At 25.3% G+C, this 11728-nt stretch carries 10 protein-coding genes and 4 pseudogenes; 4 read left to right on the plus strand and 10 right to left on the minus strand.

Going from position 1 to position 11728, the window contains the following annotated elements; translation table 11 throughout:
* From HNP68_RS05565 to HNP68_RS05595, 6 genes and pseudogenes are all read right to left on the minus strand, one after another.
* The coding region (locus HNP68_RS05565) for a YqaJ viral recombinase family protein (protein ID WP_183221279.1) at positions 1-638 on the minus strand (638 nt) is incomplete at its 3' end.
* 421 nt (positions 639-1059) lie between these two features.
* A complete protein-coding gene (bdr, locus tag HNP68_RS07050) occupies positions 1060-1677 on the minus strand; it encodes a Bdr family repetitive protein (RefSeq protein WP_221240661.1) in 618 nt (205 codons plus the stop codon).
* Between the two features lie 13 nt (positions 1678-1690).
* The gene (locus HNP68_RS05580; protein ID WP_183221287.1) at positions 1691-2218 is read right to left on the minus strand and encodes a chromosome replication/partitioning protein; all 528 of its coding nucleotides are present in this window, start codon (positions 2216-2218) and stop codon (positions 1691-1693) included.
* 73 nt (positions 2219-2291) lie between these two features.
* Positions 2292-3050, minus strand: a complete 759-nt coding sequence (locus HNP68_RS05585) for a ParA family protein (RefSeq protein ID WP_183221289.1) — start codon at positions 3048-3050, stop codon at positions 2292-2294.
* Positions 3026-3611: pseudogene (locus tag HNP68_RS05590) on the minus strand (DUF226 domain-containing protein). Before HNP68_RS05590 ends, HNP68_RS05585 begins: the two are co-directional and overlap by 25 nt.
* A 9-nt stretch (positions 3612-3620) precedes the next feature.
* The gene (locus tag HNP68_RS05595; RefSeq protein ID WP_183221291.1) at positions 3621-4727 is read right to left on the minus strand and encodes a plasmid maintenance protein; all 1107 of its coding nucleotides are present in this window, start codon (positions 4725-4727) and stop codon (positions 3621-3623) included.
* Positions 4728-5199: 472 nt separating this feature from the next.
* On the opposite strand from HNP68_RS05595, the pseudogene HNP68_RS05600 reads away from it, so the two are divergent.
* A pseudogene (locus tag HNP68_RS05600) lies at positions 5200-6134 on the plus strand (ERF family protein).
* 42 nt (positions 6135-6176) lie between these two features.
* Here HNP68_RS05600 and HNP68_RS05605 read toward each other — a convergent pair.
* From HNP68_RS05605 to HNP68_RS05615, 3 genes and pseudogenes are all read right to left on the minus strand, one after another.
* Positions 6177-6671 carry an Mlp family lipoprotein gene (locus HNP68_RS05605; RefSeq protein WP_183221293.1) on the minus strand — a complete coding sequence of 165 codons (495 nt, stop codon included), beginning with the start codon at positions 6669-6671 and terminating at the stop codon, positions 6177-6179.
* Between the two features lie 154 nt (positions 6672-6825).
* Positions 6826-7314: pseudogene (gene bdr, locus HNP68_RS05610) on the minus strand (Bdr family repetitive protein).
* A 93-nt stretch (positions 7315-7407) separates the two neighbouring features.
* A complete protein-coding gene (locus HNP68_RS05615; RefSeq protein ID WP_183221296.1) occupies positions 7408-7710 on the minus strand; it encodes a hypothetical protein in 303 nt (100 codons plus the stop codon).
* A gap of 205 nt (positions 7711-7915) precedes the next feature.
* On the opposite strand from HNP68_RS05615, the gene bdr (HNP68_RS05620) reads away from it, so the two are divergent.
* Positions 7916-8635: a Bdr family repetitive protein gene (bdr, locus tag HNP68_RS05620; protein ID WP_183221298.1), complete on the plus strand. Its 720-nt coding sequence runs from the start codon at positions 7916-7918 to the stop codon at positions 8633-8635.
* Positions 8636-8783: 148 nt separating this feature from the next.
* On the plus strand, positions 8784-9230 hold the full coding sequence (locus HNP68_RS05625; RefSeq protein WP_183221300.1) for an Mlp family lipoprotein: 447 nt from the start codon (positions 8784-8786) through the stop codon (positions 9228-9230).
* 97 nt (positions 9231-9327) lie between these two features.
* Here HNP68_RS05625 and HNP68_RS05630 read toward each other — a convergent pair.
* Positions 9328-10333: pseudogene (locus HNP68_RS05630) on the minus strand (ERF family protein).
* A 572-nt stretch (positions 10334-10905) separates the two neighbouring features.
* Here HNP68_RS05630 and HNP68_RS05635 point away from each other — a divergent pair.
* A partial coding sequence (locus HNP68_RS05635; protein ID WP_183221302.1) for a plasmid maintenance protein occupies positions 10906-11728 on the plus strand: 823 nt, incomplete at its 3' end.

Here is an 11728-nt window from a genome sequence, read left to right on the forward strand (position 1 = left end):
CCAGTACATGCTAACTGCATTTGCGCTTGTATATAGTATTTGAAAAAATACTTGCTACTTAAAAAATTGCCATTTTTATTGTACTCTTCAATAGCACTACTCATATAATTAGAATCGCTACTCTTAATTTCTAAAAGTTCTAAATCACCATAAAGATTAATAAACCAGCCGTCAATTGTTGAGCCTACTAAATTTTCTGAACTACCCACTTTTTTGAAATAATTATACTTATCAACACCGTTAGCGTATTTGTTTTTATATAAAACCTCAATATTATTGCCGTGTGCCTTAGCAAATTCCCTAAGTCCTAAATTTTCTAACTCTTTACCTTTTAACATGTATAAATTTTCTTCAAAAGGCATACTCATTCCAAAATATTTAAGCACTCTATTTACCATTAAGTCTTTTAGTCCTACACCACCAATTAAAACAGTCCCTACTTCACTAGCGCCATATTTATCTAGTTTGTTTCTTTGCACGCTAAAATCAAGATTTTTATTGAATCTAAAACACTCTTTACTACTTATTCCAGGCAATTTTTTGCCTATCTTGCTTAATTTGCTTTTTTCTTTAGTTAGAGTGGGTTTTTCTTCAAATACTTCACAACCAATAAAACTTTGTTGTTCAAAAATTATCATTTTAGCTTCTCCATTGATACTTTTATTTACATTTTCTTATTGATTTTTTTCTATGTGTGACATAATCGTCAACCTCCTAATTATTGTTTATAAATAATTGTATAGCAAAAACTGTTTTTGCCAACTTTTTAACAAAAATTTTTGCAAAAAAAGAAAGCCTAGCTAATTCTTTACAAAAGAACTTTGCTAAGCAAAAAGTATAAATGGATTATTTTGACAACAAAAAATTTTTAGCTATACACATATATATAGCTAAAAATTATTTTTGTCATCTTTTGAAAAATTCAATATGGTTCAATTTAGAATTAAAATTAAATTGGATTTTTACAAAACAAAAACTTATTTAAGTTCTTTTGTTAAAAATTTAAATAAGTTCTAATTTGGAATAGAGCAAAAATAAAATATTACTATTTAATTATTCTCAATTAAAGAAATATTTATTGAATATGGAGTAAATAATTGGAGCAAGTGTTATTCCTGCTATTAGCATTACTTGTATTGTTCTATTACTTGCATTAAGCTCATTTTTTAAACTAGATATATCCTTTTGCAAGGTCTTCTCTACACCATCTATCTTAGCATTAAGCTCGTTTTTTACGCTATCTATTTTAATATTTAAAGCCTTTTCTACATTGTCAATCTTAGAGTCTAAATTAGATATATCCTTTTGCAAACTTTTTTCTACATTGTCAATCTTAGAGTCTAAACTGTCTATTTTAGTATTTAAACTCTTCTCTGCATTATCTATCTTAATATTTAAACCCTTCTCTACATTATCTATCTTAATATTTAAACCCTTCTCTACATTATCTATCTTCACATTTAGATTCTTTTCTACATTGTCTATCTTGGAATCTAAATTAGATATATCTTTTCTCAAATTCTTCTCTACATCAATCAACTTTTCTTTTAAATATTCAAAGCTGTAATTATCATTATGAAGCAAAACAAAATCTATTGCCTCCTCACTAAACCCAATATTTAAAAATTCATTTTTTATACTTTCTATGTTATATGTTCTATATGCTAAATTGTTCATAAAATCCCCTTTATTATCCTTTTAATTGTTTATATTCCTTCATGATTCTTTTAATTATTTCTTTTTCATCGCTAAATAATTTATCTAGCAAAAATCCTGTAAATTTAGCATTGCTTTTATAAAAATCATAACTTTCTTGCTTTTTAAGTTGAAATCTTAAGGGTTTTATTGGATTTTGTTTAGATTTTTTGAATGTTGAACTTTCTTTATCTCTTAATGATAATAAAGACATAGTAAGTCCATTTTCTATAATAAATGCCTCTTCTAAAAGCCCCTCTTTCATAGCATTAGCTATTCTTATGTAGTCATACACTTGAGTTCTTGCTACTCTATAATTCTTTGCAAAAGAATTAAAACTTGTATATCCATCTAATTTATAATATTCATTGTCCTTTATCTCTTTTAAAATTTTAATAAATTCTATTTTATGAAAAATTTCCTTTTTAAAATTATTTACTAATTTGCTCTTTAATTTTTCATAATATTCTAATTGATCATTGCCCTTTTCTTCTAAATTTCTTTTGTTTATTTTTACTAACATAAAATCCCCTCGAATAAAAATTTCTTATTATTAATAAGTTATCCCAAATCGGGATAACCTAAATTAACTTAATTTAGACCTTTTCAATTATTTTTAAATAATCTAAAAACTTATTAATAGCATTTTTATATTCATGCATATAATCCTTTTCTAAGGAAAATTTAGAATTACTAGCTATGTTTTTATTTAAGTCCTCCCTTTCAGATATAATGCCTAAAAAATCTCTTCTACTCTTTAATAAATTTAGAAATTCTTTATGTGTATTATTCTTTTTAAATCTTGTTATAAGTAAAAATACTGGTACTTTCAAGCCTAATTTATTTAAGAAATAATCAAATAAATCTAAACACTCAACTGCCCATTTCTCAGCTATTATTGGGACAATAATATAATCACTACTAAACATTGCGTTTTTAAATGCAACATCAAAACTGGGTGCTGTATCTAATATTATATATTTATAATCACTGTTAAAGCAGCTTAAATTAGATTTTAATAGCAAGTCCTTAAATTCTATTTCAATTTCATTGAGCATATGCAAACTTAAATAACTTGGCAATAAATCTAAATTATCTTCAATATTTATAATTGCTTTTTTAATATCCAAATCATTAGCCAAAACTTCATATATATTGTTAAATTTTAAATTTATATTATCTTCTTGTATTTTATCTTGATAGTAACTAGTTACGGAGGCTTGTGTGTCCATATCTATTAATAATACTTTATTTTTTTTAGACATCAAAAATGCTAGCGCTAAACAAGTTGTGCTTTTACCAACACCGCCTTTAATTGACGCAATTGTTATTATTTTAGGTTTTTTATTATCCATTTTGTAAGTGGTCCTTGTTCTGGGTATTTTTTCCCATAAAATTCATATACTTGTTTTTCCAAATCTGTAAACATATTAAACAATATTTTGTTGTAATGGTTACCCATTCTCTCTTTAAATAATAGGCGGCATAATCCCTTAAAATAGAAAAAAAACACTTCCTGCTTTAAATCTAACTTCCATATAATATGTTCTTGTAAATTCATAAGATTTTCTAATTCCTTTCACTTCATACTTTACAAAAGCTTTATTTATTGGTTTTCTAAACCCATAAAAAATTCCCAAAAATTTATCCCCTTCTTTTTCGGGGTATAGGTTAGTTTCTTGAACAATTCTTTCTCCATTATACAAGGCTCTTACTGATACTCGAAATTCCATTCTTTTCTTTTTACTCTTTCTTTTATTCTCATAAACTCCAAATTTGTATAAATCCATCATTATTTTTGTATGGTACATTGCTTTGCCTGGTTCTTTTTCAATCTTTATAAATCTATCTTTATTTTGGCATTCAACTTTGCATTTTCCTTTTTTTATTGTTTCTTGTGCAATTTCATTTTCCATACTCAATCCTCATATAACCTTTTTGTTAAATTCTTTAACTTTATAAGCATTGTTTCCATTTTCTATTATTTCTAATAATTCATCATAATATGAACCAAATAATTTATTATATTCCAATTTCTTTTTGCTATTTAAATAGTCTTTTATAATTGGTTTTAAAACTTCAATTTCCTTCACATTTTTTAGTCGATCAATAAGGATATTGAAAATGTTTGTCCTTATATGTTCGTAATTTTTTTGTGGATTTTCTTTTTTCAATTCAATCGATTTTTCTAATTTGCGTTTTATAGCGTTTAAATCATTATATTTTTGATATTCAATAATAAAATGGGATTTGTTTTTGTATTTTTCATGTATCCTTTGAAAATTTATTTCTAATTGTTCAGTATTATATCCATTTTTTTCAAATTCTTTTTTGGTATCCATTAAAATTTCTTTTAATTTATTTTGCTTTTCTTTAAAGTAAGATTTATTTAAATGTATATTTTTATGTTTTAATAGTTTAATCTCAATTCTTTTTACGGTTTTAAGTATTTTAATCTTTTCGTTTTTACTAATATTGAAATTTAAAATAATAGGAAGAATGTCTTTACAGTAAAAGTTACATTTATTGGCATAGTTTATTATTTGAAATTTTTCTATTTTGTTATTTCTTTCTTCTTTTATATTATTATTTTTATTACTTAAGCACTCCTCCAAATTTACACTACCCTTTAAAGGAGTTTTGTCTTTAAAGTGGTTATTAACTCTTTTTTGTAATCTTGTTTCTTTTTTTTCTTTAAAGAATTGGCTTAGCTTTTGGTAGCACTCTTTTTTTGAATAATTAAGCTTATAGTAAATTTCAGTCCCACAATTTACTCCCAAGTGTTTATAGTAATTAGTTGTGACTTTTATTTCTTTTTCTAATTTGTAAAGATATTTTTGCAGTGTCTTTAGTTTAACGGTTGTTTGACCATTTCTTTTTAAGTTTTTATTAAAGTAATAGAGTATGTTTTGTTGTGTGTATTTTTTATGGGTTTTATTTATGTAGTCTAGTGTTGAAATAAGAACTATTAATTTATGTGATTGTTTGTCGCGGCAATTTGCGCTTTTTTTATTGGTTGAAACTTCTATCATTTTGAGTTTTCTCCTAATTATTGTTATTAATAAATATAATAAGTATTATAATGCATAATTTTGATTTAAAAGTAAATACTTCCCTAAAAAAATATTAAGTTAAATTATTAATCTCATTAATTTAATACAATTTTTATAAGTTAGTGAGAGAAATTGATTTTAATTCTAAGTTGAGTTACACTACAAATAGCGTAGTGAAACATTCTCATGTGTTTTCCTACCTAATTATTGTAATTTGCCAAAAAATAATAAGATAAATAGTCTAGTGGGGTTTAATGAAGTTCTTTATTAAAAGAATTTGGTTAAGTCCCACTATTTTTTGCAAAAATTTTTGTTAAAAAGTTGGCAAAAATAGTTTTTGTTATACGGTTATTTATAAACAATAATTAGGAGGTTGACGATTATGTCACACATAGAAAAAAATTAAAATATACAAAATAATATTCAAGCAGAAATAGATTTCAGAAAAGATATGAAAATCCTAACAATGAATTTACCAGGTATTGACAAAAATCTTAAAGGTTATGGGTACAAGTATCAGAATTTCAATGAAATTATAAGAGAAATAAAAAATGTTATTAATAAACATAATTTGGATTTATATTTTTGTCAAATCCCAACTATTACAGTTTTGGAAGATCAAAAAGCTCATCATGTTATTAGAACAACATTTTACAGTACAAATAGTGTCTATAGAGAGTCTTTTGATACACCAATGCCTACAGAAAATTTACAATGGAATAATGAAAATGGGTCTAAAAATGTTAATACATCACCACAACTTGTGTGCTCATCTATTACTTATTTCAAAAGATACGCCTTAGTAGCATATCTTAACATAGAAAGTGAAGTGGATACTGATGCAGCGCCTATTTACAATAATTATGAAAATGAAAATCATACACCTAATAAGCAAATTAGTGTTAATCAAAAGCAAGAACAAACAAAAGAGATTAATCAAATTCGAAAAAATAACTCTATTCAAAACCAAAAAAGAGATATTAAGCAAGAACAAAAAAAAAAGATAGATTTTATTACTACAGTATTTTTAAAGACGCTCTATCTAGCATAAAAAATTGGGTAAATAGCTCTACAACAAAAGATAATATAAACGCAATTATTCAAAAAATAAGCTTTATTCAAAATATAGATCCCAATAATATTGAGGATATTAAGAAAATTGAAGCGGCTTTAATAAAGCATTTTGAACAGAATATTGAGTTTAAGAGTATAAAGTATTGGGTGGAGCTTATAAAAGAATATATCAAGAAAAATAATGGATTAAAGGATTTAAAAGATTTTGAAAAGTTTATGTCGTTTAAGCAGCTTATTTATGGCGCTAGTCCGTTAATATTCTTTGGAGCGTTAAAAGAAGATAAACAATTTGATTATATTTTTGCAGCATAGCAATATGTTTAATAAAGCCCCCAAAATAAGGGGGCTGTTATATTACGGAAGAATGTCGCATAAACTAAGTGCTTGTTGTATTTGATCTATATCTCCACCGCTAAGTGCCCCTTTAACCATCTCTTTAAAAATGTTTTCTTGTTGAGCAGCAGTTTTTCTCCCCTTACATTTATTAAGTTCAGTTTTTATATGGTCAAGTGCCGTTTTTATTTTGGATACATCATATTGTAAAAATTTATCAAATTCTCCAGCATTAGTTAAAGCGGTTTTTAACCAATCAAGATGTATTTTTTGATCTTCAGATAGTTTTTCTTTAAGTAATTCTTCAGGAGATTTAGGGGTTTCTTTAAGTAATTCTTCAGGAGATTTAGGTATTTCTTGTTGTAGTTCTATTTGGCCTGAATCATGTTTTTCCCCATTTTTAGCTTGCTGCAACTCAGTAAGTTTATTCTTGTTCTTGAGAGTGTCGTGATCATTGGAATTACAGCTGTTTATTACAATCAAAAACAAACAGAATAATGTATTAATAATTTTCATTTTTTCCTCTTTTCTTATCTTCAGTACAATACATTAGGTAATAATAAAATTTCTTCTTATAAATATATATCCTATTTTTTTAATATTGCTAATTTACAAGGGTTAAAAAAGAGTGTTTAATAATTTCTGTTTTTAAGAAGATTCTTGGTAATTTTTATTTGAAAAACCTAGTAATTAGGGATAGAACAACATTTGTTATGATAGATATAGCAATAGGGACTACTACTATTGCTGCAATAGTTATTATTCTATTAATCACCTTGAGTTTTTCTGATAATAATTGATTGTTAATTTCCATTTTTTCTAATAATAATTGATTATTAGTTTGCATATCTTTTTTAAGATCTTGTGCCAAAGTATCTATCTAAGCGTCTAAATTAGCTATATCCTTTTGTAAATTCTTTTCTACATTCTCTATCTTAGTATTGAGTTCACTTTTTACAGTATCAATCTTAAATTCAAGATTTTCAAACTTTATCCCAAATTGTTTCTCTAAATTTTCTAAATCTCTATATGTAAGGTTATTGTGATAATATCTTTTAGATAAATCGTGTGCTATTAGTTGTTCCATTCCTAATCTTATAAACTCATTATATATTTGTTCTTCAGTTATACTTACAGTATTTGTTAGCACAGTTCTCATAATATTGTTCCTCTATGGTCTATTATACACTAAAATAGTACGATTGCATCGTAGGGGGGTAAAAACTCCCCCTAGTATAATAAAAACTATAAATTATTTTTTCTTTTCTTTGTATACTACAACAAATCCAACAACCATTAAATGGGATAATACCTTGACTTCAATAATGTTTTCAGCTCCTATTTGGTTAATAAAATTTTCTAGACCTATTCCTAAAATTTCACCCGGGTTTTTGTTTTTATCTTCTTTTTTTACAGGGAAAGTATATTCATCCTTTAATTTACCTGTGATTAAAGTTTTAACTTTAATAATTTCATCTTTTTTAATTTCATAAGAAATTAAATTACTAACACTAATGATAAACATAAATAACATTAATAAATTAATTTTTTGCATATTGAACTCCTTAATAAATAGAATATTAGCAAGTTTATATCTTTATAAAGATTTATTCTAAAATATGAAATTCATTTAAATATAGCAGCAATAAACGATTTTTAAGATTATAAAGAAGTTTTCTTGCAAGAACTTATAATTTATATATAAAAATATTTAAAGCTAACTAAAATAGTGTATAATATGGCTGTAAAGGGAAATTATTATGAAACCAGCGCTAACAAATATTGCAAGCATAACTGAAGAACAAATATATAAAGAATTTATTAGACTAGGAATGGAACAACTAATAGCACAAGATTTATCTAAAAGATATTATCACAATAACCTTACATATAGAGATTTAGAAAATTTAGAGAAACAATTTGGGATAAAGTTTGAAAATCTTGAGTTTAAGATAGATACTGTAGAGAAGAATTTAAATGCCAAAATAGATACTGTAAAAATTGAACTTACTACTAAGATAGAGAATGTAGAAAAGAATTTACAAAAAGATATAGCTAACTTAGATGCCAAAATTGATACTGTAGAAAAGAACTTAAATGCCAAAATTGATACTGTAAAAAGTGAACTCAATACAAAGATTGATAATGTAGAAAAGAATTTACAAAAAGATATAGCTAACTTAGATGCCAAAATTGATACTGTAGAAAAGAATTTAAATGCCAAAATAGATACTGTAAAAAGTGAACTCAATACAAAGATTGATACTGTAGAAAAGAATTTAAATACTAAGATTGATACTGTAGAAAAGAACTTAAAACAAAATCTTGACGAAAAACTAAAAATTCATGAAAAATTTTTATTAGAAAAGCTTAATATAAGCAACAGATTAATAATTATTATCACAATAATAATAGCTCCAATTGCTATATCTAGCATAGCAAATATTATTACGGCACTAATTAATGGGTTTTCTAAATAGAAATTCTCAATAATCCTAAACACATAATTTATCAATTCTAAATACCCCCTTAAAAATAACAATATTTCTAAAAATAGGGTCTATAATTACAAGAATAAACTTTTTTGTTACTAAATTATTGTACTGAATAGAAAAAAGGAGATAACAAATGAAAATTATCAATATATTATTTTGTTTATTTTTACTTATGCTAAATGGCTGTAATTCCAATGATAATGACACTTTAAAAAACAATGCCAAACAATCACAAAGTAGAAAAAAGCGAGATTTAAGCCAAGAGAAATCACAAGAAGAAAAACCAAAATCTAAAGAAGAACTACTTAAAGAAAAATTAACTGCTGATCAAAAAACACAACTTGACTGGTTAAAAGAAGCGATGGGCAATGATGAAAAATTTGATAAATTTTTAGAGAATAATGAAGATAAGATAAAATCAGCACTTGAACACATAAAAAGTGAACTTGATAGCTGCAATGGCAAAGATAATGCTGATGAACAAAAAACTACTTTTAAAACAGTAGTTGGGGGTTTCTTTAGCGGCGGGGAAATAGATAATTTTAAAAATGGAGCAGTTAGTAACTGTGATAGTCAATAATAAAAAATAAAATTCATTATTATCCTTTCTAATATACATATAGTAGAGCCCCCTTATTGGGGGCCCTACTATTTAGGTGTACTATGCAAACATATTGCTATGCTGCAAAAATATAATCAAATTGTTTATCTTCTTTTAACGCTCCAAAGAATATTAACGGACTAGCGCCATAAATAGGCTGCTTAAACGATATAAACCTTTCAAAATCATTTAAATCCTTTAATCTATTATTTTTTTTGAAATATTCTTTTATAAGCTCAGCCCAATACTTTATACTCTTAAACTCAATATTCTGTTCAAAATGCTTTATTAAAGCAGCTTCAATTTTCTTAATATCCTCAATATTATTGGGGTCTATATTTTGAATAAAGCTTATTTTTTGAATAATTGCGTTTATATTATCTTTTGTTGTAGGGCTATTTACCCAATTTTTTATATTAGATAAAGCGTCTTTAAAAATACTGTAGTAATAAAATCTATCTTTTTTTTTGTTCTTGCTTAATATCTATTTTTTGGTCTTGAATAGTGTTATTTTTTTGCTTTTGTTCTTGATTAATCTCTTTTTTTTCTTCTTGCTTTTGATTAACACTAATTTGCTTATTAGGTGTATGATTTTCATTTTCATAATTATTGTAAATAGGCGCTGCATCAGTATCCACTTCACTTTTTATGTGAAGACAAGCAACTAAAGCATACCTTTTGACATAAGTAACAGCTGAACCAAACATTTGATGAACTGTATTTGAAACTTTAGATCCGTTTTCATTGTTCCATTGTAAATTTTCTGTAAGCATTGGTGTATCAAAAGAAAATTCATATCCAGTACTTGTACTATAAAATGTAGTCCTAATAACATGTTCCTTTTGACCATCTACATATTTAGAAATTAGATATTGTTCAAAATCAAGCTCCAAATTGTGCTTTTCAATAACATTATCAATTTCTTCTACTATGTCATTGAAATTCTGATATCTATATCCATATCCTTTAAGACTTTTGTCAATACCCGGTAAATTCCTTTTTAGGGTTTTCATATCTTTTCTGAAAGAAATTTTTGCTTGAATATCATTTTGTATATTTTGATTATTTTCTATGTGTGACATAATCGTCATCCTCCTTATTTTGGTTATAAATAATTATATAGCAAAAACTATTTTTGCCAACTTTTTAACAAAAATTTTTGCAAAAAAAGAAGTGGGGACTTAGCAAAACTCTTACTAAAGAATTTTATCAAGTTCCCACTATCCTATTATTCTTTTTTGTAAATTCAAAACTAAAAGGTAGGTGTAAATGTCAATATTTACACAACTACGCTTTTTGTAGTGTAGCCCAACTTAAAATTAAAATCAATTTGGGGTTATTACAAAAAAATTAGAGCTTAGCTAGATTCTCTTATTAAAAGAACTAAGCTAAGCTCTCATCATTATTTCTTTGCAAATTCCAAAATAAGGTAGGTGCCAATGTCAATCATTAAACAACTACGCTTTTTGTAGTGTAGCCCAATTTAAAATTAAAATCAATTTATTTTTCCTAAATTATAAAAAGCGCATTTAATTAATGATATTAATAAATAAAATTTAATATTTTTTCGAAAAGTGTTTACTTTTAAATAAAAAGTATGCATTATAATATTAAATATTAATTATTTATACCCAAAATAAGGAGGATGACGATTATGTCATTATCAACCAATAAAAAAAGCGCAAATTGCCACAACAAACAACAACACAAATTAATAGTTCTTATCTCAACACTACAGTACATAAACAAAACCCATAAGAAATACACGCAACAAAACATACTATATTACTTTAACAAAAATCTAAAACGCAATGGTCAAGCACCCGTTAAACTAAAGACACTGCAAAAATATCTTTACAAATTAGAAAAAGAAATAAAAGTCACAACTAATTACTATAAACACTTGGGAGTAAATTGTGGAACTGAAATTTACTATAAACTCAATTATTCAAAAAAAGAGTGTTACCAAAAGATAAACCAATTCTTTAAAGAAAAAAAAGAAACAAGATTCCAAAAAAGGGTTAATAACCACTTTAAAAACAAATTTCCTTTAAGGGGGAGTGTAAATTCGGAAGAGTGTATAAGTAATAAAAATAATAATATAAAAGAAGAAAAAAAAGAGAAAGATAATCCAATAAAAAAATTCCAAATAATAAAATACTTCAATAAATGCAAATTTTTATCTAAAAAATCTCTCTTTCTTTTATTAAATTTAAATATTGATAAAGATACTTTGATCAAAGTATTTAAAGCCATAAAAAGATATGAAATTGAACTAACAAAAAATAAGAAAATTTTCTCAAATAAATCTTGCTTCTCTTTAAAGCAAGACAAAATGAAAGAAATTTTAGTAAATACACAAAAAGAATTTGAAAAAAATGAATACAATTCCCAACAATTGGAAATTTATTTCCAAAAGATATATGAAAAATACAAAAATAAGCCGCATTTTATTATTGAATATCAAAAATACAACG

It is taken from the genome of Borreliella yangtzensis (assembly GCF_014201775.1).
In the GTDB taxonomy this organism is placed as follows: domain Bacteria; phylum Spirochaetota; class Spirochaetia; order Borreliales; family Borreliaceae; genus Borreliella; species Borreliella yangtzensis.